The 24,790-nt window shown below is 71.0% G+C and carries 20 protein-coding genes; 6 read left to right on the top strand and 14 right to left on the bottom strand.

Annotated elements, in window-relative coordinates; translation table 11 throughout:
* Positions 1 to 2: 2 nt before the first annotated feature.
* From VP06_RS21435 to VP06_RS21395, 9 genes are all read right to left on the bottom strand, one after another.
* A complete protein-coding gene (locus VP06_RS21435; RefSeq protein ID WP_048465814.1) occupies positions 3 to 764 on the bottom strand; it encodes an SDR family NAD(P)-dependent oxidoreductase in 762 nt (253 codons plus the stop codon).
* 148 nt (positions 765 to 912) lie between these two features.
* A complete protein-coding gene (locus tag VP06_RS21430) occupies positions 913 to 1,806 on the bottom strand; it encodes an AraC family transcriptional regulator (protein ID WP_053081972.1) in 894 nt (297 codons plus the stop codon).
* Between the two features lie 487 nt (positions 1,807 to 2,293).
* A complete protein-coding gene (locus tag VP06_RS21425; protein WP_048465812.1) occupies positions 2,294 to 3,676 on the bottom strand; it encodes an aminotransferase family protein in 1,383 nt (460 codons plus the stop codon).
* Between the two features lie 31 nt (positions 3,677 to 3,707).
* Positions 3,708 to 4,583: an ABC transporter permease subunit gene (locus tag VP06_RS21420; RefSeq protein WP_082167536.1), complete on the bottom strand. Its 876-nt coding sequence runs from the start codon at positions 4,581 to 4,583 to the stop codon at positions 3,708 to 3,710.
* Entirely contained in the window at positions 4,580 to 5,383 is an 804-nt protein-coding gene (locus tag VP06_RS21415; RefSeq protein WP_048465810.1) for a taurine ABC transporter ATP-binding protein, read from the bottom strand. Before VP06_RS21415 ends, VP06_RS21420 begins: the two co-directional genes overlap by 4 nt.
* A gap of 120 nt (positions 5,384 to 5,503) precedes the next feature.
* Complete coding sequence (tauA, locus tag VP06_RS21410; RefSeq protein ID WP_048465809.1) at positions 5,504 to 6,520, bottom strand: taurine ABC transporter substrate-binding protein; 1,017 nt, start codon at positions 6,518 to 6,520, stop codon at positions 5,504 to 5,506.
* 208 nt (positions 6,521 to 6,728) lie between these two features.
* The gene (locus VP06_RS21405; RefSeq protein ID WP_048465808.1) at positions 6,729 to 8,492 is read right to left on the bottom strand and encodes a response regulator; all 1,764 of its coding nucleotides are present in this window, start codon (positions 8,490 to 8,492) and stop codon (positions 6,729 to 6,731) included.
* Positions 8,485 to 8,943, bottom strand: a complete 459-nt coding sequence (locus tag VP06_RS21400) for a response regulator (RefSeq protein ID WP_048465807.1) — start codon at positions 8,941 to 8,943, stop codon at positions 8,485 to 8,487. The genes VP06_RS21405 and VP06_RS21400 overlap by 8 nt, the downstream gene beginning before the upstream one ends.
* Positions 8,944 to 8,952: 9 nt before the next feature.
* Positions 8,953 to 11,217, bottom strand: a complete 2,265-nt coding sequence (locus tag VP06_RS21395; protein ID WP_048465806.1) for an ATP-binding protein — start codon at positions 11,215 to 11,217, stop codon at positions 8,953 to 8,955.
* Between the two features lie 628 nt (positions 11,218 to 11,845).
* Between VP06_RS21395 and VP06_RS21390 the strand changes: the two genes are divergently transcribed.
* Together VP06_RS21390 and VP06_RS21385 are read left to right on the top strand one after the other, a co-directional pair.
* Positions 11,846 to 13,039 (top strand): CaiB/BaiF CoA transferase family protein, encoded by a 1,194-nt coding sequence (locus VP06_RS21390; protein ID WP_048465805.1) that lies wholly within the window; start codon positions 11,846 to 11,848, stop codon positions 13,037 to 13,039.
* Positions 13,036 to 13,974 (top strand): hydroxymethylglutaryl-CoA lyase, encoded by a 939-nt coding sequence (locus VP06_RS21385; protein ID WP_048465804.1) that lies wholly within the window; start codon positions 13,036 to 13,038, stop codon positions 13,972 to 13,974. The genes VP06_RS21390 and VP06_RS21385 overlap by 4 nt, the downstream gene beginning before the upstream one ends.
* Positions 13,975 to 14,269: 295 nt before the next feature.
* Here the strand turns inward: VP06_RS21385 and VP06_RS38645 are convergent, their stop codons facing one another.
* A complete protein-coding gene (locus tag VP06_RS38645; protein WP_082167537.1) occupies positions 14,270 to 14,755 on the bottom strand; it encodes a transposase in 486 nt (161 codons plus the stop codon).
* Between VP06_RS38645 and VP06_RS21375 the strand changes: the two genes are divergently transcribed.
* Complete coding sequence (locus tag VP06_RS21375) at positions 14,693 to 15,115, top strand: GNAT family acetyltransferase (protein ID WP_048465803.1); 423 nt, start codon at positions 14,693 to 14,695, stop codon at positions 15,113 to 15,115. The genes VP06_RS38645 and VP06_RS21375 overlap by 63 nt on opposite strands.
* Positions 15,116 to 15,185: 70 nt before the next feature.
* Here VP06_RS21375 and VP06_RS21370 read toward each other — a convergent pair whose 3' ends face one another.
* Positions 15,186 to 16,442: a deoxyguanosinetriphosphate triphosphohydrolase gene (locus VP06_RS21370; RefSeq protein ID WP_048465823.1), complete on the bottom strand. Its 1,257-nt coding sequence runs from the start codon at positions 16,440 to 16,442 to the stop codon at positions 15,186 to 15,188.
* A 79-nt stretch (positions 16,443 to 16,521) separates the two neighbouring features.
* On the opposite strand from VP06_RS21370, the gene VP06_RS21365 reads away from it, so the two are divergent.
* Positions 16,522 to 16,848 (top strand): HesB/IscA family protein, encoded by a 327-nt coding sequence (locus tag VP06_RS21365; RefSeq protein WP_048465802.1) that lies wholly within the window; start codon positions 16,522 to 16,524, stop codon positions 16,846 to 16,848.
* Between the two features lie 32 nt (positions 16,849 to 16,880).
* Positions 16,881 to 18,722 carry a hypothetical protein gene (locus VP06_RS21360; RefSeq protein ID WP_048465801.1) on the top strand — a complete coding sequence of 614 codons (1,842 nt, stop codon included), beginning with the start codon at positions 16,881 to 16,883 and terminating at the stop codon, positions 18,720 to 18,722.
* A 152-nt stretch (positions 18,723 to 18,874) separates the two neighbouring features.
* Here the strand turns inward: VP06_RS21360 and VP06_RS21355 are convergent, their stop codons facing one another.
* The 3 genes from VP06_RS21355 to VP06_RS21345 all read right to left on the bottom strand — a co-directional run bounded on the left by VP06_RS21355 (position 18,875) and on the right by VP06_RS21345 (position 22,539).
* The gene (locus VP06_RS21355; RefSeq protein WP_048465800.1) at positions 18,875 to 20,410 is read right to left on the bottom strand and encodes an undecaprenyl-phosphate glucose phosphotransferase; all 1,536 of its coding nucleotides are present in this window, start codon (positions 20,408 to 20,410) and stop codon (positions 18,875 to 18,877) included.
* A 143-nt stretch (positions 20,411 to 20,553) separates the two neighbouring features.
* The gene (locus VP06_RS21350) at positions 20,554 to 21,768 is read right to left on the bottom strand and encodes a glycosyltransferase (RefSeq protein ID WP_048465822.1); all 1,215 of its coding nucleotides are present in this window, start codon (positions 21,766 to 21,768) and stop codon (positions 20,554 to 20,556) included.
* A 198-nt stretch (positions 21,769 to 21,966) separates the two neighbouring features.
* Complete coding sequence (locus VP06_RS21345; RefSeq protein WP_048465821.1) at positions 21,967 to 22,539, bottom strand: polysaccharide biosynthesis/export family protein; 573 nt, start codon at positions 22,537 to 22,539, stop codon at positions 21,967 to 21,969.
* A 195-nt stretch (positions 22,540 to 22,734) separates the two neighbouring features.
* Between VP06_RS21345 and VP06_RS21340 the strand changes: the two genes are divergently transcribed.
* A partial coding sequence (locus VP06_RS21340) for a GumC family protein (protein WP_156295702.1) occupies positions 22,735 to 24,790 on the top strand: 2,056 nt, incomplete at its 3' end.

Below are 24,790 nucleotides of genomic sequence, written 5' to 3'. Positions count from 1 at the left end.
GGTCAGCCGGCGGACATCGCGCCGTCGACGGAATACGCTCCGCCGGAGCAGAACCGGCTCTCGTCGCTGGCCAGGAACAGGGCGAGGTCGGCGACCTCCTCGGGCGTGCCGTAGCGGCCGGCCGGAATCCGGGCGGAAAACCCCGCCTTGGCCGTCTCCGCCGCCCCCGGGGCCGCGCCCTCCTCGATGGCGTGCATCATCCGGGTCTCGATCGGAGACGGATGGATGGTGTTGACCCGGATCCCCTGGGCCGCCCCTTCGAGGGCGGCGCATCGCATCAGGCCGACCACGGCGTGCTTGCTGGTGGCGTAGGCGGACAGGCCGGCAAAGCCGCGCAGGCCGGCGATCGACGAGGTGATGACGATGCTGCCGCCCTGCCGCATCGCCGGCATCGCGGCGCGAAGGGTCAGGAACACGCCCCGGACATTGACCGCCATCACGCGGTCGAAAGCCTCGACCGGATACTCGGTCAGGGGCAGGACCCGGCCCTCGATCCCGGCATTGCTCATCAGGATGTCGAGGCCGCCGTACCGGTCGATCGCCGTGGCGGTCGCGCGCTCCACGTCCTCCGGATCGGAGATGTCTGCAACGCAGGCGCTGCATGGCGCGGCACCGAGCCGCGCGACCAGATCCGCCAGCGCCGTGTCGTCGCGATCGACAAGCAGCAGCGCGGCGCCCTCGCGGGCGAATGAGGCCGCAATGGCGGACCCGATGCCGCCTGCGGCGCCCGTGACGATCGCGACCTTGCGCGACAGCCGAGGCATGGCCGTCCTCCCCGTTTCGAATGTGTCGCCCGTTCCGGCTTGGCGTCCCGGAGTCAGGTCGTGCGCCTATCAAGCCCGTCGATCGGGGTGGCGTCTTGAACGCAGGAGAGGGTCCGCGTTGTTCAAACTTGCTGCCGGCCGTGCACGGTCAGCCGGCGATCGCGCGGCGGTAGGCGGCAGGCGTCGTGTCGAGCATGCCGCGGAAGGCGCGGGTCATGTGGCTCTGGTCGGAGAAGCCGCATTCGGCGGCGACAACCTTCAGCGGCAGGTCGGGGCGTGCCAGGAGGCGCTTGGCGGCGTCGAGACGCCGGCGCATCACGTAGACATGCGGCGGACAGCCGAACGAGCCCCGGAACTTGCGCGTGAAGTGGAACACGCTCAGGCCAACCACGCCCGCGAGTTCGGCGAGCGTCAGGGCGCTGCCGAGATTGTCCTCGACATGGGCGGTGAGCCGCCGGCACTGGGCTGCCGAAAGTCCTCCGCCGCTCTGCGTTGCGGGCTCCCGGAACCGCACCTCGGCGTAGTGGCGCAGGAGGTGGACGCAGGCGGCCTGCCGGAGCGACTCGACGTAGAGGCTGCTGCCGAGGCCGCCCTGCCCCGTCTCCTGGGCGAAGCCGGCGACGAGGCCGGCGAGGACCGGATCGTCGGCACGCAGCACGTCGCGCAGGGCCACCTCGCCGATCTCCCGCTCGTAGAGATCGGTGGCGGTGCGGGTCACCGTCTGGGGCGCGAGATAGAGATGCAGCACCTCGATGTCCTCGGTCCAGCGCCAGTGGGACCTCTGGGCATGGCTGAGGAACGAGATCGAGCCAGGCTGCATCTGGTTCGCCTGCCACTCGCCGGTACAGCGCCGGTGCATCGGCGTCGCCCCTTCCCGGTAGGTGACGAGGAGGTAATCGCGGAGCGGCGGGATCCCCACGTCGGAGCCGGCATAGCGGTAGCCGACGAGGCGCACCCCGTCCCAGGACAGGGCCGCGCTGTCGACGGTTCGGATCCCGGGAACCCAGATCGGAAGCTCGTCGGGCGTGATCGGCGTGCTCATGCGCTCCCCCAACCGTCGCGCGCCGTCGGGCCGTCGCATCGGGCGGGAGATCGTCGTCTTCTCGCACACCCCCGTCTACCGACCGACGAAGATGCATTATTATGAATGACGACGACCGATTCACCCCGACGCGGCCAGGGAACATGTATTATCTTGCAACCTGTCGCAAGGCAAGGTGGTCGAGGGCACGATCGCGGCCCCGCGCCGCCGGACGATTCGAGGGGCGGCTGCCGCCCGCCCAGGCAGACTTGCGTTGGCAGGCCAGCGCTTCGTCCGCTGAGGTTCCTGTTTCATCGCAGATGTCGCCGAACCGGTGACCGCTTCGGCGACATCTGCTTAGAGCGCTTCACGATCGCGTTGCCATCGCGAAGCTTCTCTCGCACTTTGATTTTGCCGCATTGCCTACGACGAACCGGCATCCACTTCGTCGGAAAATGCTCTCGCGCCGGGGACCTGCTCGGTGCCGGCCGTCGCGCCGAGGGTCCGTTCAGCCGAACACCCGCCCCAGCGCCCCGTCGATGGCCTCGACGATCCGGTCGATGTCGGCCGGCGTCGCGATCAGCGCCGGGCTGAGGCACAGCGTGTTGTTGAGCCCGGCAAGCGAGCGGTTGGTGGCGCCGATGATGACGCCGTGGGCCATGCAATCGGCCACCACGGCCTGGACGCGCTTCTCCTCCGCCGGCTCCTTCGTGGCCCGGTCGGCGACGAGCTCGGCGCCGCAGAACAGGCCCTTGCCGCGAACATCGCCGATGACCGGATGACGCTCGGAGAGGGCGTGGAGACCCGCCATCAGCCGCTCGCCCATCGCCACCGTGTTGGCGATCAGGTCCTCGTCCTCGGTGATCCGCATGGTCTCGAGCGCCGCCGCCGGGCCGGCGGTGCAGCCGCCGAAGGTCGAGATGTCGCGGAAATACGACATCGGGTCGGAGGCGTCGTCCTTGAACAGCGAGAACACCGCCTCGGTCGTCGTCGTGCAGGCAATCGCCGCGTAGCCCGAGGCCACGCCCTTCGCCATGGTGACGAAATCGGGCGTCACGCCGTAATGCTGGTAGCCGAACCAGGTACCGGTGCGGCCCATGCCACAGACCACCTCGTCGATGTGGATCAGGATCTCGTGCCGGCGGCAGATGTCCTGCACCTTCTCCCAGTAGCCCTTGGGCGGCGTGATCACGCCGCCGCCGGCGGTGATCGGTTCGAGGCAGATCGCCCCGATGCTGTCGGGCCCCTCGCGCAGGATCACCGCCTCGATCGCGTCGGCGGCCCTCTCGCCGTAATTGTCGATGTCGCCCCACTGGCTGCGGTATTCGAGGCAGTGCGGCACCATGACGAAGCCGTCCGGGAACGGCCCGTACTGGTCGCGGCGCTGGTCCTGGCCTCCCGCCGCCAATGCGCCGAGCGTGGTGCCGTGATAGTCGCGCTCGCGGTACAGGATCTTGGCTTTACGCCCGCCATGGTGCCGGTGCGCGATCTGGCGCACCATCTTGAACACCTTCTCGTTCGCCTCGGACCCCGAATTCGAATAATAGACCCGGCTCATGCCGGGCATCTTGGCGATCAGCCGCTCGGAGAACAGGGCCGCCGGGACCGAGCCGGCGGCGCCCGCGAAGTAGTTGAGCTTGACGAGCTGATCGCGCACCGCGTCGGCGATGCTGGTGCGGCCATAGCCGACATTGACCGTCCAGACGCCGCCGGCGACGGCGTCGAGATATTCGCGGCCGGTCGCGTCCCAGATCCGCATCCCCTTGCCTTCGACCATCACCCGCGGATCGGCGGTCTCGTAGGCTTTGTGCTGCGAGAGATGGTGCCAGACATGGGCCCGGTCGGCCTCGATGACGTGGCGCAGGTCGTTGGTGCGGAGCATGTCGTTCATCGGGCGTCCTTCGAATCGCGGGATGGGGGCGTCACACCTTACCCTTCCACGGGGTGAGCCGCCGTTCCAGCCGCCGCATGCCGAACTCGAACGCTCCCGCCAGGGCGCCGATGAGAAGGATGCCCATCACCACGATGTCGGTGCGCAGGAAATTCGAGGCGTTGAGCACCATCTGGCCGATGCCGGTCGAAGCCGCCACCATCTCGGCGGCGACGAGGGTGGTCCAGCCGACGCCCATGCCGATGCGCAGGCCGACCAGGATGTCGGGGAGCGCCGCCGGCAGGACGACGTGGCGCACCACCTGGACGCGGCTGGCGCCGAGCGCCCGGGCGGCGTTGACCTGATCGACGCTGGCCGCCGAGACGCCGGCGCGGGCGGCGAGCGCCACCGGCGCGAAGCAGGCGAGGAAGATCAGCAGGATCTTCGAGGTCTCGCCGATGCCGAACCAGATGATGACGAGCGGCAGGTAGGCGAGCGGGGGCAGCGGCCGGTAGAACTCGATGAACGGATCGAGCGCCGCCCGCAGGGTCGGGTTGAGGCCGGTGGCGAGCCCGACCGGGATCCCCACGAGGGCGGCGAGCACGAAGGCGGCGACGACCCGCATCAGGCTGGCCAGGACGTGATCGAGGAGCGGCGCGCCGTCGATCCGGCCGTCCAGCGCATTGGAGAAGGCCCCGATCACGCTGCCGGGCCGGGGCAGGAACAGCGGCTTGACGAGCCCGGCCTGGGTCGCGGCGATCCAGGCCACCAGGGCGATCGTGACGGTCGCCAGGCTGATCAGCCAGGCGGGCGGCGCGGCGCCCCGCATGGCGAGGCGGCGGCGGCGGAATGAGGACAGGGCGCGCATCGCCGCATCCGGGGCGGCGGTCGCGCCGGGCCCGGCGGGGGGTGCCACGGGTCGTGTCATGCGGCGGCTCCGCGCTCGGCTTCGGGTCTCGCCCCGCCATGGTCGTGGATGAAGCGCAGCACCCGCTCGCGCATGGTGATGAAGTCGGGGCTGGACTTCACCGCCCGCGAGGTTTCCCCGGCCAGGAAGCGCCGGCAGAAATCGAGCGGGATGATCTCGGCGATGCGCCCCGGCCGGGGCGTCATGATGACGAGCTTGGTCGCCAGGAAGATCGCCTCCTCGACCTCGTGGGTGATGAAGAACGCCATCTTCCGCGTCCGCGCCCAGAGGGTCAGGATCAGCTCCTGGACCTGCTCGCGGGTGAAGGCGTCGAGCGCCCCGAGCGGCTCGTCCATCAGCAGCATGCGGGGATCGGCGGTGAGCGCCCGGGCGATGCCGACGCGCTGCTGCATGCCGCCGGACAGCTCGTAGATCCGCTTGCCGGCGAAATCCGAGAGGCCGACGAGATCCAGCATGGCGCGGGCTCGTGCCTCGCGCTCCGCCCGGGCGACCCCCTGCATCCTGAGACCGAAGGCGACGTTGTCGCGCACGTCGAGCCAAGGCATCAGGGCGTGGCGCTGGAACACCACGCCGCGATCGGCCCCGGGCCCGGTCACCGGACGACCGTCGAGCAGGATCTGCCCCTCGGTCGCCGGCAGGAAGCCGGCGATGCAGTTGAGCAGGGTCGTCTTCCCGCATCCCGAAGCGCCGAGCGCCACCACGAACTCCCCCGGCTCGATCGTCAGGTCGACCCAGGACAGGGCGAGGGTCGCACTCTCGCCCTCGCCGTAATGAACGCTGAGCTTGCGGATCTCCAGCATCGGCGGCTTTCCCTGAACCTCGTCCGGCGAGGTGGATTCCGGTTCGTCGGCGACGAAGGCCGTCGGCTCGACACTCTCGCCCCTGGCCCGCCATGTCGTGATCGGGCCAGGGGTCTCGCATCAGGGCTTGGCGGCGGCCTCGACCACGTCGGTGGTGACGAAGGCGGCATAGTTCGGCGCGAGATCGGGCACGCGCCCCTGGGCCTTGAGGAACTCTGCCGTCGATTTGAGCGCGTCCGCCGCGCCGCCGCCGAGCCAGCGCGGGGACGCCTGCTCGGCGAGCGTCGGGAAGCGGTAGGCGGACAGCGCCGCCGGCACCTCGGCGGGGGTGGCCCCGGTCCATTTGGCGATGGCCGCCACCTGCGGCGAGCCCTCGGTCCAGGTGGCGCCGGCCTTGGCGTACTCCGCATCGGCGGCGGCGAGCAGCCGCACGAAGGTCGTCATGAAGTCGCGATGGGCGGCCAGGAAGGCGTCGGTGACGACGATGCCGTCGAAGGTCGCCTTGCCCTTGCGGGCGAAGTCGCCGGCCGAGGCCAGAACCGTGCCGCTCTTCTTGGCCACCGTCAGCACCGGCGCCCAGATGAAGGTGGCGTCGATGTCGCCGCGCTCCCAGGCGGCGGCGATCTCCGGAGGCCGCATGTTGAGGACCTTGACGTCCTTCGGTCCGAGCCCCGCCTCCTGGAGGGCGAACATCAGCTGGTAATGGGCGGTGGAGACGAAGGGGACGCCAACCGTCTTGCCCTTGAGGTCCTTGACCGTGGCGATCCCGCTGCCGTTGCGGGCGACGAGCTGCTCGGCATCGCCGATGTCGTCGAGGATCCAGAACAGCTTGAGCGGCAGGCCCTGCGAGGCGGCCGCGGCGATCGGCGAGGACCCCGCCTCGCCGATATCGACATTGCCCGAGGCCATCGCGCGAATGACGTCGCCGCCGCCGCCGAACTTGACCCATTTTACTGTGTAGCCGGTGCGCTTCTCCAGGTCGCCGCTCTCCATCAGCACGCGAATCGGCGTGGTCATGTCCTGATAGGCGAAGGTGACTCTCTTGTCGGCCGCCTGCGCCGGGGCAATCCCGGCCCCCGCCATCGAGCCGAGGGCCAGGGCGGCGAGAGCGGACAGCAAGGTCTTCCTGGTGATCATGCGCGGTCCTCGTGCGAGCCCGGGATCCGGGTGCCCGTCCGAGGTGGCAAAGCAGGTTTCGGGCCGGAACCGACAGTGCAGCGAGGCTCGCGACCGCGGACGGGCCAAGCCGCAGGATCCGTCCGCCGCGGCGGCGCGGTCGTCGCCCCTCCGCCGATGATCCCCGGAGGCGCTGCCTCGGGCCGCCCTGCCCTATCCCGGACCGCCCCTACCCCCGGACCGGGCCGGCGGTACGCGCGGGCGCCTCGGCCCCGCCGGAGACCAGGGCCAGCCGCGGGCGCGGCTCCAGCATCGACGCGACCTTGCGCTCCAGGTCCTCGCCGCGGAACGGCTTCTGCACCACCCGGTCCTCGCCGCCGCCATCGATCCGGGCGATCGCCGTATGGTCGGCATAGCCGGTGACGAACAGGATCTGGATCGCCGGCCAGCGGCTGCGGATCACCGCCGCGACCTCGGCCCCGTTCATGCCCGGCATCGCGAAGTCGAGCACCGCGAGGTCGACGCAAGGGTCCGTTTCGAGCGCCTGGATCGCCGCGAGGCCCGAGCCCGCCTCGCGGATCGCGTAGCCGGCCTCGCCGAGCCGCGTCGTGGTGATGTCGCGCACCGCACTGTCGTCGTCGACGACCAGCACCACCCGCTTGTCGCTGGCATGGCGGAGGCGGGCGCAATCGATCGCGACCGGGCGCGGGGCGGGCGGCGCGACATCGGCCGCCACCCGCGGCAGGTAGACCCGCACCGAGGTGCCCTCGCCCGGGACGGTGTCGATGCGGACGCCGCCGCCGGACTGCTTGACGAAGCCGTAGACCTGCGCGAGGCCGAGCCCGGATCCCTTGCCGACCTCCTTGGTGGTGAAGAACGGCTCGAACACCCGGGCGAGCACGTCGGGCGCGATGCCGGTGCCGGTATCGCTCACCGCCACCATGGCGTAATCGCCCGGGTTCGGCTCCTCGGGCCGGGCCGGCTCGGCCTCGAGGCGCAGGTTGGCGGTCTCAATGGTCAGGCAGCCGCCGACCGCCATCGCGTCCCGGGCGTTGATCGCGAGGTTGAGGATGATGAGTTCGATCTGGGTCGCGTCGACGAGGGCGGGCCAGAGATCGGGCTGGAGCGTCATCTCGATGCGGATCGAGCCGCCCATCGAGCTTTGCAGCAGGTCGCGCATCGACGCGACGGTCTGGTTGAGCTGCACCGGCACCGGCGCGAGCTTCTGCCGGCGCGAGAAGGCAAGGAGCTGGGCGGTGAGCCGGGCGCCCCGGTCGGCCGCGCCGCGCATCATGTCGAGGCGGCGCTTCGAGCGGTCGTCCGAGACCGCGCGCTCCAGGAACTCGATGTTGCCGGCGATCACCGTGAGCAGGTTGTTGAAGTCGTGGGCGACGCCGCTGGTGAGCTGGCCCACCGCCTCGAGGCGCTGGGCCTGGTGCAGGGCATCCTCGATCCGCTCGCGCTCGGCGATCTGGTGCTGGAGCGCCGCATTGGCCTCGGCCAGCTCCCGGGTCCGCACGGCGACGCGCTGCTCGAGGGATTCGTTGAGGTCGCGCAGGGCCTGCTCGGCGGCGCGCCGGCGCAGATGGGCGCGGGCCTCCGCGAGGGCGCGCAGGATGACCCGCGGCAGCCGGTCGAGGCGCTGCTTGGTCACGTAGTCGGTGGCGCCGTGCTTCAACGCCTCGACGGCGACGTCCTCGCCGAGCGTGCCGGAGACGAACACGAACGGAACTTCCGGGCAGTTCTCGCGGGCGGTGGCGAGCGCACCCATGCCGTCGAAGGTGGGCAGCACGTAATCGGCCAGGATGATGTCGTGGCAGCGCCTCGCCGTGGCCGCCGCGAAGGCGCCGCGGGTGATCACCCGCTCGATGGCGACGGCAAGCCCCGCATCCTCCAGGACCGCGGTGAGCAGCTCGGTATCGAGGTCGCTGTCCTCGAGGAGCAGGATGCGCAGGGGCGCCGCGCCGTCCTCGGGTGCCGCAGCGTCAGTCACGAGGCCAGTCCGTCCGGTGGGGCGGCGGCTCGTTGAGCACGGCCCAGAACACGCCGAGATCCTGGATCGCCTCGAAGAACTCCTTGAACCCGACCGGCTTGACCACGAAGGCGTTCACCCCGAGCTGGTAGGAGCGGACGAGGTCGCTCTCCTCCCGCGACGAGGTCAGCATCACGATCGGAATCGCCCGCATGCGGGGATCGCCCTTCACCGCCGCCAGCACCTCCAGCCCGTCGACCTTGGGCAGCTTCAGGTCGAGGAGGACGACGGCCGGGTCCTGCACCGGCCGCTCGGCGTGCGGTCCCTGGCGGCGCAGGAATTGGAGCGCCTCCGCCCCGTCGCGGCAGATGACGATCTTGTTCGCCAGCTGGCTCTTCTCGAGGGCCGCGAGGGTCAGTTCGATGTCGTTGGGATTGTCCTCGACGAGGAGGATCGGCTTCAGATCGGCCATGACGCGTCTCTAACGGATGGGAAGCGTGAAATGGAAGGTCGCGCCCTCGCCCAGGACACCCTCAGCCCAGACCTGTCCACCATGACGTTCGACGATGCGCCGCACATTGGCGAGCCCGATGCCGGTCCCCTCGAAGTCCTCGACCCGGTGCAGGCGCTGGAACACGCCGAACAGCTTGGCGACATAGGCCATGTCGAAGCCGACGCCGTTGTCGCGGACGTAGAACGCCGCGTCGCCGTCGCGGTCCGCCTCGCGCCCGACCTCGATCACCGCCTCGGCCCGCCCGCGCGTGTACTTCACGGCGTTCGAGAGCAGGTTCTCGATCACGAGGCGCATCATCACCGGGTCGGCCTGGGCCCGGCCGAGGGGGCCGACCTGCCAGCGGATCGTCCGTTCGAGGGGGATGTCGCGGATCATCGTCCGGCGCACGTCCTCGACCAGCTGATTCATGTCGCAGGGAATGCGGTTGAGGGCATTGCGGCCCATCTGCGAGAAGGTCAGCAGGTTGTCGACGAGGGTGCCGGCCGAGAACGCCGCCTCGATGATGGTGTCGATGTAGCGCCGCCCGCGCTCCGAGAACTTGTCGCCCTCGCGCGAGCGCAAGAGCTCGGCATAGCCGACGATGTGGCGGAACGGCGCCCGAAGGTCGTGGCTGACCGAGTAGGAGAAGGCTTCCAGCTCCTTGTTCGACCGTTGCAATTCCTCGGTCAGGGCCGCCAGCTCCTCGGCCCGGCGCAGCACGATGCCGAGCACCGCGGCGCGCAGGTCCTTGGCGGTGTCGACCTCCGGCACCGACCAGGGCCGGGACCGGCCCTGCACGGTCTCCTTCCAGGTCTCGAAGGATTTGCGCGGGTGCAGCCGGTCGGGCCCGCCGGCCGGGTCCTTGGTGGCGGCCTTCGTCGGGTCACCGCCCCAGCGCACGGTCTGCACCACCTCGGGCCGGAACCACAGCACGTAGCTGGCATATTTCTCGGAAATCGAGATGGCGAGGAGCCCGCTCGCGGTGTCGGCGATGGTCTTGGCGGGCGGGTATTCCTCGGACAGGGCTTCCGTGACGTGGACCGGAGCGCCGGCATGCTCGGCCGACAGCCACTCGTAGACGCCGCGCACCTGCCGCTCGGTGGGCGTGCGGCCCATCAGGTGGCAGCGCTGGTCGGTGACGATCGCCGCGCCGCCGGCATCGGTGAGCGCCAGCACGTCCTCCGGGTGCTTGAGGAAGCCTTCGACGAAGGTCTCCTCCTCGGCCATGAAGGCGAGGAGCCGCGCCTGGATCGCGCCGAGCGCCAGGCGCTGCTCGGCGAGCGCGCCGCGCTCCTTGGCGGCGAGTTGCAGGGCGAAGGTCTGGGTGAGGATGTCGCAGGCGTTGCGGGCCGGCAGCGGCACCCGGCGGGGCGTCTTGTTGTGGCAGGAGATCAGGCCCCACAACGCGCCCTCGACCAGGATGGAGATCGACATCGAGGCCGCGGTACCCATGTTGCGCATGTACTCGACATGGACCGGCGAGACGCTGCGCAGGACCGACTGGCTGAGGTCGAGGGGCGCCCCGGTCGAGGGCGTGAGCACCGGCACGATCGGCACCGGGGCGTAGGCGGCATCCGGGATGATGCGCAGGCGGTTGCGGCGGTAGAGTTCGCGCGCCTGAGCCGGGATGTCGGAGGCGGGGAAGCGCAGATCGAGATAGGAGGGCAGCACGCCGTTGCCGTCCTCGGCCACGACGGTTCCGTTCCAGTCACGATCGAAGCGATAGACCAGGGCGCGGTCGAACCCGGTGAGCTGGCGGATGTCGGCAGCCAGGAGCCCGCACAGATCCTCCACCGTCCCGGCCCCGTGCAGCGCCTCGATGAAGGCGCGCAGGCGCGGGTAGAGCATGTCGAGATTGCCCGCCGCGGCCTCGCCGGCACTCTCCTCGAATTCGAGCACGGTGAGGGCGCCGGAGCGGTGCGCCGCGAGGTCGTAGGCGCAGGGGCCCGCCTCCGTCTCGAGGGTGAGCGTGCCGAGATAGGCCGCCCCGCCCTGTCCCGGATTCTGGCCGAGATCCGCCGTCAGCACGTCGACGATCGGCGCCGAGACCTCCGGCAGCGCCTGGCTCAACGGCCTGCCGTGCGCCCGGGCGGCGGGACGTCCCGGGAGATCGGGCAGGTTCGCGCTGGCCTGGACGATGCGCAGGTCCGGTCCTTCGAGGGCCAGCAGGAATCCATGCGGCTGCAACGTTCCGAGGATGTGGATCGGCTCCCTGTCGCAAGCCGTCAGTTCCGCCGGTTGCACAGACCGCATGGCCGCCCTCGTGTCTCGCGCCGTTCGGATCCGAACCGGTTTCATTCGGGCACCTTAAGGGAAGGTGCCTGGTCCCACCAGTGCGCGAAACCGGCGCGGCGACGTGCCGCCCGCCGGTGTCGCTGTTCTCGCGCGGCATTCTGGGAGAACGGCCTTCCCCAAAGTCGGACAGCATTCCATGAAGCAGGATGACGATCGATCACTGTCTCGGTGCAGGGGCGTGATGATCTTATCGGCGCCTCGGTAAACCCGTCGAAGATCCGATGGATGGCGTGGGCGGCGGTGGCGGGACGTGCGCCCCCGCCGTGACGACGGCCGCGCGTTTTCGCCGATGCGCCGGCGGGCCCATGTCACGGGCATCGGAGCGGTCTGCCGCGTGGTCCAGGCTGAGAGGGGCCGAACGGGTGATCCCGCAGCGCCTCTGCCTCGTCGGCGGTGCGATGCCGCGGGTGGCGGTGCCGCTCACCGCTTCCTGGGCCAGGCGCGAGGCGGCCCCGCGCCTTCGCTCAAGGGCGGTCTCGCTGTGCGGTCTCGCGACGGGAACGGTCGCTCGCGAGATACGGTTGGATCCGCCGGGCCTTCTTCACTTATGGAAAGCCCGAGGACATATCGCACCGGAGGAGACGTCATGAGTGGTCCGCTCGCGGGCATTCGCGTCCTGGAACTCGGCCAGCTGATCGCCGCGCCCTTCGCGACCCGGCTGATGGCGGAGTTCGGCGCCGAGGTGATCAAGGTCGAGCCGCCGGGCGAGGGCGATCCCCTGCGCAAGTGGCGCAAGATGCACGAGGGCACCTCGCTCTGGTGGTACCTGCAATCGCGCAACAAGAAGTCGATCGCCGTCAACCTGAAATCCCCGGACGGCCTCGCCATCGTGACGCAGCTGGCGCAGGGCGCCGACGTCGTCGTCGAGAACTTCCGCCCCGGCGGCCTGGAAAAGCTGGGCCTCGGCTGGGACGTGCTGTCGGCGCTGAACCCGAACCTCGTGATGGTCCGCATCTCCGGCTACGGCCAGACCGGGCCCTACCGCGACCGGCCGGGCTTCGGGGCGATCGGGGAGTCGATGGGCGGCCTGCGCTTCACCACCGGCGACCCGAGCACCCCGCCCGCCCGCGTCGGCGTCAGCATCGGCGACACGCTGGCCTCGCTCCACGGCGTCATCGGCGCCCTGATGGCGCTGCTGCGGGTCAAGACCGGCCAGGGCGCCGGCCAGGTGATCGACGTCTCGCTGGTCGAGAGCGTGTTCAACGTCATGGAGAGCCTGGTGCCGGAATACGACCTGCTGGGCGAGGTCCGCACCCGCACCGGCGGGGCGCTGCCGGGCATCACGCCGTCCAACACCTATCCGAGCCGGGACGGCGGCTTCGTGGTCATCGCCGGCAACAGCGACCCGATCTTCCGCCGCCTGATGAATGCGATCGGCAGGCCCGATCTCGCCGAGGATCCGGCGTTCCGCAACAACGAGGGCCGCTCGCACCAGGCCGCGATGCTCGATGGGGTCATCGCGGACTGGACCAGGGGCCGCACGGTGGCGGAGGCGCTTGCCGTGCTGGACGCCGCCGAGGTGCCGGCCGGTCGGATCTACTCGGTCGCCGATATCGTCGCCGACCCGCATTACACCGCCCGCGGCATGATCCTGGAAGCGGAGCTGCCCGGCGACACCCGGGTGAAGATGCCCGGCATCGTGCCGAAGCTGTCCGAGACGCCCGGCGCGGTGCGCTGGCCGGGCCCGGCACTCGGCGCCCATACCGATGCGGTGCTGTCCGATCTCGGCTTCGACGAGGCCGGCATCGCGGCCCTGCGCCAGAAGGGAGCCGTCGCATGAGCGAGACCCTCGTCCGAGCCGACATCGTCATCCAGGAGGTCGCGACCCGCGACGGCTTCCAGATCGAGCCGGTCTTCGTGCCGACCCACGAGAAGATCCGACTGATCGACGCCCTGTCGCAGGCGGGCTTCACCCGCATCGAGGTCTCGTCCTTCGTCTCGCCGAAGGCGGTGCCGGCGCTCGTCGACGCGGCCGAGGTCTTTTCGGGCATCACCCGCCGGTCCGGCACGACCTACGTCGCCCTCGTCCCCAACCCGAAGGGTGCCGAGCGGGCGCTCGCCGCCCGGGCCGACGAGATCAACCTCGTCGCCTCGGTGAGCGAGACTCACAACCGCGCCAATATGGGCATGACGCCGGACGCCTCGATCCGGGGTTTTGCCGCGATCATGGAGACGGTGCGCGGCCAGGTCGGCGTGAACGCCACCGCGGCGACGGCCTTCGGCTGTCCGTTCGAGGGGCTTCAGCCCGAGGACAAGGTGATCGCCCAGGTCGAGCGCTACCTGGCGCTTGGCATCCACGGGGTGACGCTCGCCGACACGACCGGCATGGCCAACCCACGCCAGGTCGCCCGCCTCGTCGCCCGGGTGCTGCCGCTCGTCGGCGCCGAGCGCCTGACACTGCACTTCCACAACACCCGCGGCTGCGGCCTCGCCAACGTGCTCGCCGCCTACGAGGCCGGGGCGCGCCGGTTCGACGCGGCGCTCGGGGGCCTCGGCGGCTGCCCGTTCGCGCCCGGCGCCACCGGCAACATCTGCACCGAGGATCTGGTCAGCATGGCCGAGGAGATGGGTCTCGCGACGGGCCTCGACCTCGACGCCCTGCTGACCCTCTCCCGCGGCCTGCCCCGCCTCGTCGGCCACGACGTGCCGGGGCAGGTCGCCAAGGCCGGCCGGCCGCTCGACCTGCACCCGGCCCCGCCGCTCAAGGCGGCCTGACCCCGGTGCGGAGAAGCCGCCCGGGCGACGGCGCCCTCATGAGTGGCGCGCGCCGGGAGGGCTTGGTCGGGCGATTCAGGTTCCAGGCTTCCCGAACTTGTTCACCATGACCGGCCCAGGCAGCCCGTCGGTCCTGAGGAACATGCCGGACGCCGACTGGATCACCGATTGCTTCGCGCACTCCGCGAGGGCGGCTTCGACCGGATCGAGGCGAGGGCGGACACGCGGGGTGCAGAGGTGGATCGCGCCGCGTCGGCGACGCTGCTGCCGATGGCGAGCAGTGCTTGGTATACCGCTACGCGGAAGGAATCCCGGTTTTGGGATGTCTGATGAGGTGGAAGCGGTTGGTGATGAGAGTAGCGAGGTCAGCCTCGTGCTCGTGCAGGCGCTCGAGGAATTGATCGAAAACTTGCTTAAACAAGGCGAATGTCTCGTAAGATTTATTGAACAAGACCTGGCGCTCGAAAAAGTGCCAGAACCGCTCGGTCAGGTTGAGATCGGGTGCGTGGGACGGCAGATAGATCAGCCGCAGCCGACATCCGGGCTGGTCGAGCCACGCCTTGAGTTCGCGCGATCGCTTGTAGCGGGCGTTGTCGAGCACTACCGTGATGGTTTCGGCCTCGGAATGGCAGGCAGATCGGTCGGTCCCGGCAAGCCGGCATCGACACGAGAGCCGGACCAAGAGAGCCCGACCAAGAAAGCGACCAAGAGAGCGACCATGACGCCGATCATCCGCGAGATCGAGGATGCCGACGTGCCGGCGGTGATCGCCCTGTGGCACGAAGCCGGGGTGGCGCGGCCCTGGAACGACCCGGTGACCGACATCGCCTTCGCCCGGCGCGGGCCACACGGCACCGTTCTGGTGGCGGAGCGAGAGGGCCGCATCGTCGCAAGCGCGATGGCCGGCGAGGACGGGCACCGGGGCTGGCTCTATTACGTGGCGGTGTCGCCCGGGCAGCAGGGCGGCGGGCTCGGACGGCGGATCGTCGAGGCGGGCGAAGCGTGGCTGGCGGCGCGGGGCGTGTGGAAGGTGCAGCTGCTGGTGCGGCGGGACAACGCGGGCGTGGTCGGCTTCTACGACCATCTGGGCTACCGCGACACCCAGACGGTCTGCTTGCAGAAGGTGATCGCGACGACGTGAGAGACGGACGTGCGAGATGGCCTGGGATCGCCGGCCCAGGGCCGTGCCATCCCTGCCATCCCCCGCTCCCTCACCCGTCCATGCCCGGCCAGGTCACCCAGTGCAGGTCCGGCGTCTCGGCAAACAGCCGGCGGTGCTGACGCACCGCATAATTGTCGGTCATGCCGGCGATGAAGTCGGCGACGCGGCGGGGGGTGCGGGGATCGTCGGAGCCTGACAGGCCGGCGCTCCACTCCTCGGGCATGAGGGTCGGGTCGTGCCGGAAGGTGGCGAACAGGTCCTCGACGATCGCGGCGGCGCGGCGGCGTACCGCCATCACGCCGGGATGCCGGTACATCCGGGCGAACAGGAAGGTCTTGATGTCCCGGTCGGCCGCCGCCATCGCCTCCGAGAACGCCACCACCGGGGCGGCAGCGTGGCGGATCGCGGCGGCGTCGGTGGGCCGAAGCGCGGCGAGGCGGCGTTCGGCCTCGGCGATCACGTCCTCGACGAAGCGGGTGATGACCCGGCGGGCGAGTTCGTGCACCATCCGCGAGCGCTCCAGGCCCGGATAGGTGCGGGCGATCTCGTCGAGGAGGCCGGCGAGGAACGGCACCTCCTTGAGGTCGTCGAGGCGGAAGAGGTCGGCCCGCAACCCGTCGTCGAGGTCGTGGGCGTCGTAGGCGATGTCGTCGGCCAAAGCCGCCACCTGGGCCTCGGGCCCGGCAAAGCTGGACAGTTCGAGGTCGTTGACGGCGTCGTACTCGGTGATCGCCACCGGGATGCCGCCCTCGGCGTAATGCGGCGTCGGCCGCCCGTCCCGGGTCAGGAGCGGGCCGTTATGCTTGACCAGCCCCTCCAGGGTCTCCCAGGTCAGGTTGAGGCCGTCGAAGGTGGCATAGCGCCGCTCCAGCCGGGTCACCAGCCGCAGGGCCTGGGCGTTGTGGTCGAAGCCGCCATGCGCCGCCATGCAGGCATGCAGGGCATCCTCGCCGGTATGGCCGAACGGGGTGTGGCCGAGATCGTGGGCGAGCGCCAGGGCCTCGGCCAGATCCTCGTCGAGGCCGAGCGCCCGGGCGAGCGCGCGGGCGATCTGGCTCACCTCCAGGGTATGGGTCAGGCGGGTGCGGTAATGGTCGCCCTCGTGATGGACGAAGACCTGGGTCTTGTGCTTGAGCCGCCGGAAAGCGGCCGAATGCACGATCCGGTCGCGGTCGCGCTGGAAGTCGGTGCGGGTCGGTGACGGGCTTTCCGGGATCAGCCGCCCGCGCGACGCGAACGGATCGCTGCCGTAGGGGGCCCGCCAGCGCTCGCCTGTCCGTCTCACGGTCCTGCCCTCATCCGCCATCCCTGCGCCACGGTTGCAGCGCACGGCGTCCATTCTTATGTTGCCATCGCACGCCGGACCCCCACCCGAGAAGCCGTCGATGACCCCGATCACCCTGACGTCCCGCGCCGCCCGCCGCATCAACGAGATCATGGGCGCCGAGCCCCCCGGCGCGATGCTGCGCATCAGCGTGAATGGCGGCGGCTGCTCCGGGTTCCAATATGCCTTCGACATCGCGAAGGATCGCGCCGCCGACGACCTGGCGGTGGAGCGGGACGGCGCCACGGTGCTGGTCGACCCGACCTCGCTGCCGTACATGGAGGGCGCGACGATCGATTTCGTCAACGACCTGATCGGCCAGTCGTTCAAGATCGAGAACCCGCAGGCGACCGCCTCCTGCGGCTGCGGCACCTCGTTCTCCCTGTAATCTCGCCTGACACGACCCCGGGACGCTCCGCCATGACCCGCTTCTCGACAACGGGCGTGGCCCGGGCCGCGCTCGGCGCCGTCGCCTGCGCCACGCTGACCGCCGCCCTGCCGGTGGTGCCGTGGCTCGCCGGCCCCGCCCTGGCGCAGGACGCCATCGTGGCCCTCGACGAGGTGGTGCTGCCGCTCGGCCCCGTCACCCTGAAGGCGCCCAAGCTCGAACTGCGCGGCACCGCCCTGTCGCGGGACGAGGTGCGGGCGATCCTCGACCCGGCCGGACCGGCGCCGTGGCGCACCCGCCTCGACAGGCTCTCCGCCCGCGAGATCGTGATCCCGGTGCTGCGGGTCGAGCAGCCGGTCGGCGATCGGGTGCAGGTCGCGCTCTATCACGACGTCGTCGCCAAGGCCGTGGTGGCGGGCCGGATCGGCACGCTGGAGGCCGGCGGCGCAACCCTGACGGTCGAGGGGCCGGGTCCCGACGCCGCCGGGGCCTATGGCCGGCTGAGCGCCCGCGAGGTCGACCTGCCCGGCCTCGCGCGTCTGTTCACCGAGTCCGGCGGCCCCGATGCGGCGCCGATCCGGGTCTATGGCGGCGTCACCGCCGAGGACATCGCGCTCACCGGCTCCGACGGGGCGGCGTTCCGCATCGCCCGGATCGATGCCCGCGACCTCACCGGCCGACCGACCACGATCCCCTGGGGGGAGTCGGTCCGGGCCCTGGCCGATGCAACCGGCAAGGGAGGTGCCAAAGCCGAGGGGCCGGAGCGGTCCCGCCTGTCGGGCCTCGCCGCCGACCTGCTGGCCGGGATCGACATCGGCGGGCTCGAGATCACCGGCATCAGCGTCGCGGCGCCCGGCGGCGGCCCGAAGCCGAAGCCGGTCCAGGCGAGCCTCGCCCGCCTGAGCTACGGGACGGGCGACGGCGCCGGCCGGATGACGGCCGAGGGGCTGACGGTCGACGCCCCCGCCGGCCGCGTCGCCCTGAAGGGGCTCACCCTCTCGGGCCTGTCGCTCAAGCCGGTGCTGGAGGGCCTGCGCCGGGCCGCCGCCGGCCCGCTCGATCAGGCCGAGCTGCGTCGCTACGCACCGGGCTTCGGGCGCATCGCTCTCGACGGCCTCGACGTCGATCTGCCGGCGCCGGACGTGCCGCCCCAAACCTTGCCCAAAGCCTCACCCCAGGATCCGGCGGAATCCACGGGTCCGCTGCGCTTCGCCGTCCGGAGCACCGCCCTCGCGATGAGCGAGCCGCGCGACGGCGTGCCGACCGCCTCGCGCTTCTCCTTCGACGGCTTCACCTGCGCGGTCCCGCCCGGCACCGAGGCGCCGATCCTCTCCGATCTCGCCGGCCTCGGCTACACCGCCCTCGACCTCTCCGGCACGCTCGATGCCCGCTGGGACGAGGCTGCCCAGGAGGTGACGTTGCGCGACGTGACGCTGACGGGCAAGGACATGGGCACCGCCAAGATCACCGGCACGATCGGCGGGATCGGCAAGGAGGTGTTCGACCCCGAGCCGATGGTGTCTTCCTTGGCGCTGCTCGGCGCCAGCGCCAAGTCGCTGGCGCTCACCCTGGAGAATGGCGGCCTGTTCCAGCGCTTCGTCGATCAGCAGGCCAAGGTCCAGAGCCTCAAGCCCGAGGAGTTGCAGCAGGAATACGGCACCGCCGCGATGCTGGGGATCCCGGCGGTGCTCGGCGGCTCGCCCTCCGCCAAGGCGCTCGGCCAGGCGGTGTCCCGCTTCGTGGTCAAGCCCGGCCGCCTCTCGGTCAGCGCCACCGCGAAGGATCCCGGCGGGCTCGGCCTGATGGATGTCAGCACCGCCCCGAGCCCGGGCAAGATCTTCGACCGGCTGACGGTGTCCGCCACGGCGGAGTGACGGCGCCGGCCAGAACAAGAGGCCCCGGGCCTTCCCTGTGGAAAGGGCCCGGGGCCTCTTCGACGAGATCAGCGAAAACCGATTGATCGTCCGCGATCCGACCCCGGAGGGTAGGGACAGAAAGGCCCCTGTCCCGCCCCCCTCGTCTGTTGTCAGTAGGCGTTCTCGGTCTTGAACAGGGCCAGCGGGGTCATCGCCAGGATCTGCAAGTCGAAGAACACCGACCAGTTCTCGATGTAGTACAGGTCGTGCTCGACGCGGCGCTGGATCTTCTCGTTGGTGTCGGTCTCGCCGCGCCAGCCGTTGATCTGGGCCCAGCCGGTCATCCCGGGCTTGACCTTGTGACGGGCGAAGTAGCCGTCGACGACCTGATCGTAGAGGGTGTTGGCGGCCTTCGCGTGCAGGGCGTGCGGGCGCGGCCCGACCAGGGACAGGTCGCCCTTCACCACGTTGATGAGCTGGGGCAGCTCGTCGAGCGAGCTCTTGCGGATGATGCGGCCGACCCGCGTCACCCGGGGATCGCCCTTGGTGACGATCTTGTTCGCCGCATAGTCGCACTGGTCGATATACATCGAGCGGAACTTGTAGACCTCGATCACCTCGTTGTTGAAGCCGTGGCGCTTCTGCCGGAAGAAGACCGGCCCCGGCGAGGTGAGCTTCACGGCAAGCGCAACCGCCAGCATCACGGGCGAGAGCATCAGCAGCAGGATGGCGCCGACCACACGGTCGAACACGCTCTTCACGACGACGTCCCAATCGGCGATCGGCCGGTCGAACACGTCCAGCACCGGCACCGAGCCGAGATAGGAATAGCTGCGCGGGCGCAGGCGCAGCTTCGAGGCATGGGCCGAGAGGCGGATGTCGACCGGCAGGACCCAGAGCTTGGCCAGCATCTGGAGGATGCGCGCCTCGGCCGAGATCGGCAGCGTGAACACGATCAGGTCGACCTTGGTCCGGCGGGCGAAGGTGACGAGATCGCTGACGGTGCCGAGCTTCGGGTAGCCCGCGACCACGTCGGCCGAGCGGCCGTCGTTGCGGTCGTCGAACAGGCCGACGACCTTGAGGCCGGAATCGGCCTGCGCCTCGATCGCCCGGATCAGCGCCTCGGCCGGCTCGCCGCCGCCCACGATGGCGACGCGCCGGTCGAAGCGGCCGCGGCGCATCTGCGCGCTCACCACCAGCGACAGCACCAGCCGCTCGGCCACCAGCAGCGCCAGACCGCCGCCATAGACGGTGCCCAGCCACAGCCGCGAGTAGTTGTCGCCGAGCTTGGCGAAGAACAAGGCGGTGGCGGCGAGCAGCATCACCAGCGACCAGCCGAGCACGACCCGGGCGCCGACGCTGAAGAAGGCCCGGAACGCCCGGATGCCGTAGGCGCCGAGCGCTTGCAGCACCAGCACGTTGACGGCGGCGAGGCCGAGGATCGCCGCGGCGTAGCCGAGATGGAGTGGCACCTCGCCGGCCAGCAGCCAGCGCTGGGCGCACAGGCCGGCGAGCGCCACGAGGGCGAACTCGATCGCCCGGACGCAGCCGGTGAAGACCACCGGGGAGACGGCCGGGTTGGGCCGCACCGGCGCCACCGTCTCGGCGGGCGGCACGGCCTCGCGGTCCAGCCCGGCGCGGCCCAGCGGGCCGCCCTGGTCGGCCGCTACGGTCTTGAGGATGTCGCGGACGTCGAACGCACTCATGACACGGTTCCGGTCTCGGTCGAGGAGGAGAAAGTGCCGCATCGGCCGCGGGTTAGGATCGCGATCGTGCCCCCAAGCCCTGAGCGAAGGCTTAAGGCGACCGCGATGGGTTTCTCGAAAATCGGCGGCATGCGGGCGGCGCGTCAGCCGTGCCGGGCCCGCGCGGCGGCGTATCCGGCAAGGCCGTCATTGGCCATCTTGTTCATCGAGAAGCGGCAGCGGACGAAGGCGCTGAGGGCTGCGGCCTCCCCGGAGCGCTGCGCCGGGTCCTGGTCGATCTTGTGCAGGATCGCCCGGGCCAGGGCGCCGGCATCGCGGGGCGGCACCAGCACGGGGGCGGCGGGCCCGAAGATCTCCGGGATGCCGCCGACATCGGTCGAGACGAGAGGCTGCGCGGCGGCCACGGCCTCGAGGATCACGTAGGGCAGCGACTCGGCGAGTGAGGGCACCACCATCACGGTGGCACGGCTCAACGCCGCGCGGATCTGCTGCGGCGGCTCGAACCGCACGTCCCCGGCAAGGCCGAGGGAGGCGGCGCGGTCGCGCAGGGTGGCCTCGTCCGGACCGGAGCCGACCACCAGCAGGGTCAGGCGCCGCCCGTGCTCCTGGCGCAGGCGCGCCAGCGCCTCGAACAGGACCGGCACGCCCTTCGCTTCGCGCAATTCACCGATATAGACGAGGTCGAGCGGGTGCGGCCCGGGCACGATCGGGGCGAACTCGGCATCCGCGATGCCGTTATGCACCACCCGCGTCAGTCGGTCGGTCGGGCCGACAAAGGCGCGGTAGCGACCGGCAATGTAATCGCTCTCGAACAGGAAGACGTCGGTGCGCCGGGTCAGCAGCCCTTCGGCCAGCATGTACAGGCGGTGGAGCGGCGTGCCGGGGTGGTAGTTGAAGCTGCCGCCATGCGGCGTATAGGCCCGCACCGGGCGGATCCCGGTCCCGACCGGTACCAGCCGGGCGAACAGGCCCCCCTTGGAACCGTGCCCGTGCAGCACGGTGGGCTCCAGACGGCGGGCGAGCCGCGACAGCGCCGCCACCGCGGCAACGTCGCTCGGATGCGGGTTGCGGTGCATCGGCACGCGGGTGACGCCGAGGGTGAGGTGCGGCGCCAGATCGGCCAGGGCCGCTTCCGCCCGCGCGCCGCCGGTGCTCGCATCGCAGAACAGGCCAACCGCATGACCGCCCTCCGCCTGCAACCGCGCGACGTCGAGGACGTGGCGGAACAGGCCGCCGACCGGGGCGCGGAAGACGTGCAGGATGCGCTCGCGCGGGGCGGTCTCGGACCGGGGTGCCGGTGCAGCCTCCAACGGCGCAGGATCGGCGGCGAGGCGGAGTTGGGAGGCGGCCACGGGCATGCCCTCGAGACGGATGACGGCACCGCGGCACGGGTCGCGCGGCAGCATCGATCTAGTCCGAGGCCCGTGGCCGGGCGGTTAAGGGGCGGCCGCGACGATCGGTCCGCCCCCGGGCCGGCGCGAGCGTGGTTAACCGGCGGTGAGCGCACGTCGAGGCCGGTTTGTCGAAAGCCGGGACGCCGCGCAGCCGCCCGGGTGTCAGAACCAGCGCTCCTTGATGACGATCGTGTCGCCGGGGCGGACCGGATAGGTCATCGGCACGATGCCGGAGATCAGGCCGGTCGGCCCCTCGCGGGTGAGCACGGCGTAGTCGCGGGCGGCACGGGGGCCGAAGCCCGCGGCGATCGCCACCGCGGTCTCGACGGTCATGCCGCTCACGAACGGGTACTGGCCCGAGGTGGTGACCTCGCCCAGGATGAAGAACGGGCGGTAGACCTCGACCTCGACCGTGACGTGGGGCTCGCGCACGAAGCCCTCGCGCAGGCGCGCCTCGATGGCGCGGGCGGCCTGGGCGGTCGAGCCACCGGCCACCTTGATCGGACCGATCAGCGGCATGGCGATGCGCCCTGCCCCGTCGACCGCGTAGATGTTCGACAGGTTGTCCTGGCCGAACACGATCACCCGCAACCGGTCTCCGGCGGCGAGCGAGTAAGCGGCGCCGATCGAGCCGGTGCCGGTCTCGTCGAGGAGCGCCGTGCGGTATTCGGGCCTCAGGCAGCCGCCGAGCGCGAGCGTGGTCGCCAAGCCTGTGAGAAGGGCGCGTCGGTTCATCGCTTCCGGCCAGTCCAAATCATGCAGGAGAAGTTGTCCCCAGCCCTACGGTATCGTGGTTAATGAAGTCTCACCCGTCGGTGCCCAGGATCGACGAAGAGGATCTGAGCCTTAACCCGGCAGCAACCTTAATCGAGTGTGCTTGCGGCAGGGCCCGGTCAGGGCCATTTCCCGCCTCATCATCGACGGTTCGCAATGCCCCGCGTCTTCCCCTTCGCCGAGCGGTCGCATGCCCGCCTGCCAGACCGTCTCGACGGCCGGGGCCGCAAGGGCCCCAGGAATCCTGACAAGACCCCCAAGGGCGCGAACCCCAAAGGCGCGGCGACGGCCGGCGACCCCGGTCCCGATCCGGCGGACCGGGACCGGGGCGCGGAGGACGGGCTGACCCTCGGCGATGTCGGCCGCCTGCTCGGGCGGCGGTGGTTCGTCATCCTGCTGCCGACCGTGGCGGCCTTTGGGCTCTCCGTCGCCTTCGTGCAGCTGGTGCCGCCGCGCTACACCGCGGAGACCAAGCTGCTGCTGGAGAGCCGCGACAGCGCGCTGACGCGGCTGCAACAGGATCGGGGCGAGATTCCGCTGCCGATCGACGAGCAGGCGGTGGCGAGCCAAGTCCAGGTGGTGATGTCGCGCGACATCGCCCGCGAGGCGATCAAGAGCCTCGGCCTCGTCGGCAACCCCGAATTCGACCCGCTGGTGAAGGGCGTCGGCGAACTCCAGCAGGTGCTGGTGATGCTCGGCCTCGCCCAGAACCCCCTCGACCGCGAGCCGGTCGACCGGGTGCTGGAGAAATACTTCGATCGACTGCTGGTCTATCCGGCCGGCAAGTCGCGCATCCTGACGATCGAGTTCCGTTCGAAGGACCCGGAACTGGCCGCCAAGGCCGCCAACACCATCTCGGATCTCTACATCTCGTCGCTTGCCGCCGCCAAGGTCGACACGGCGCGCTACGCCTCGACCTGGCTCGGCACCAATATCGACACCCTGCGCAGCCGCGTCGCGGAGGCCGAGGCGAAGGTCGAGGCGTTCCGGGCCCGCAACGGGCTGATCGGCAGCGGCGGCACCGCCAACCAGCCGCTGGCCGCCCAGCAACTCGCCGAATTGTCGACCCAGCTCACCCAGGCCCGCGCCGCCCAGGCCGATGCCGGCGCCAAGGCCAAGCTGATCCGCGAGATGCTGAAGGATGGCCGCGGCTTCGAGATCCCGGACGTCGCCAACAACGAGCTGATCCGCCGCCTCGTCGAGCAGCGCATCGGCCTGAAGGCGCAGCTCGCGCTGGAGGCCCGCACCCTGCTGCCGCAGCATCCGCGGATGAAGGAGCTGCGCGCCCAGCTCGAGGGCCTCGAGACCCAGATCCGTGCCGCCGCCGACCGCGCGGTGCGGACGCTCGAGAACGATGCCCGCATCGCCGGCAGCCGGGTCGAGAGCCTTCAGGCGGCGGTGGACGCGCAGCGCGGGATCGTCGCCAAGGCGAATGGCGACGAGGTCGAGCTGCGTGCCCTGGAGCGCGAGGCGAAGGCCCAGCGCGAGCAGCTCGAATCCTATCTCGGCCGCTTCCGCGAGGCCGCGGCCCGCGATGCGGCAAGCGCCGCCCCGGCCGATGCCCGCGTGGTCTCCCGCGCGGTGGTGCCGGACCTGCCGTCCTTCCCCAAGAAGCTGCCGATCATCCTCTTCGCCACGGTGATCGCCTTCCTGTTCGCGGTCGGGAGCGTCGTCGCCAAGGCCCTGCTGGCCGGCGACCCGCCCGGGCGCGGGGGTGGGCGCCCGCCGGCGCGCCGGCCCGAGCCGGAGCCGATGCCGGAAGCGCCCGTCGCGACGGCGCCGGTCTTCGCCCCGGCCATGCCCGCCCCGGCGATGCCCACGGCGGCCTCCGCTCATCCGGCCGAGCCCGAGCCGGCTGCCGCGCCCGCACCGGTCCTCGCCGCCGATCTGGCCCCCGCCGCCGCCCCGGTCCCGGCCGCCGAGCCGGCGCCGCCCGCGGCGGGGATGCCCCCGGCCGGGCCGGCACCGGCCGCGGCCATCCCGGCGCCGCCGCGTCCGCCCGTCGTGCCGGCCTTCGCCGCCGCTGTCGAGCCGGTCGCCGTCGTCCCGGCTGCGCCGGTCGAGCCGGCGCCCGCCCCGGGCCCGGGCCCGGGGCGGGGGGGGCCCCCCGGCGCCCGACGGCAAAGACCCGGCGGGCGCGCGCGGGGGGGCGCGGGGCCGCGGGGGGGGGGGGGGGTGGGGGGGGGGGGGGCGGAGGCGGGGCGCGGGGCGG

This window comes from Methylobacterium aquaticum (assembly GCF_001043915.1).
In the GTDB taxonomy this organism is placed as follows: domain Bacteria; phylum Pseudomonadota; class Alphaproteobacteria; order Rhizobiales; family Beijerinckiaceae; genus Methylobacterium; species Methylobacterium aquaticum.
The sequence above is the reverse complement of the archived record's forward strand: the minus strand, read 5'-3'. Positions and strand labels throughout refer to the sequence as shown.